1 pseudogene is annotated in these 564 nt (G+C 47.3%); it reads left to right on the forward strand.

Going from position 1 to position 564, the window contains the following annotated elements:
- Positions 1 to 564 (forward strand): annotated as a pseudogene (locus BG32_RS10720) (glycogen debranching protein); the annotation flags it as partial.

Raw genomic sequence — 564 nt, forward strand, 5'->3', positions numbered from 1 at the left:
TTAGAACTTGTGGACAACGCGCTTTCACACGTTTCCGGTCACCTTTCACGAAAGCTGTATCCTCAGGGTGAAGGGATCGTAGAAGTACCCATCAGTGGCGAATTTGCTCTGTTGGATTCCGCCTGCTGGCTATACTCTATGCTGAAAGAGCTACGCGACTCGAACATGATGAAAGATCTCAAAAACTCTCAGTTCGCGGCTTGGCTCCTTGAAAGATATGATCGTGAGTTTCTAAAAGACTGGTACGGCAAAGATGGCCTTTTTTACGATGCCCTCGCCGAAAAAAGCGGGAATTTCGAGGGTCACTTTATACAAATTTACCCACTGTCCATGGGTCTCATCCGGAGAGAAATCGGGGAGAGATTGCTGGCAAAAATAGAGAAGATAGGCTACTTCAAAGAGCCGGGGCTGATACACTCGCTCCCTCTAAAAACCTTCGAAGCAGGCGATTATGGAGAGGGAGACAAAAACGATATTGTCTGGTCACTTCCCACTCTCCTTGCCATAGAAGCGGGAATTAGATACGGAAGGCCGGACCTTTCTGAAAAGTTCATCTTGTCTCTT

The organism is Mesotoga sp. HF07.pep.5.2.highcov (assembly GCF_003666285.1).
Taxonomy (GTDB): domain Bacteria; phylum Thermotogota; class Thermotogae; order Petrotogales; family Kosmotogaceae; genus Mesotoga; species Mesotoga prima.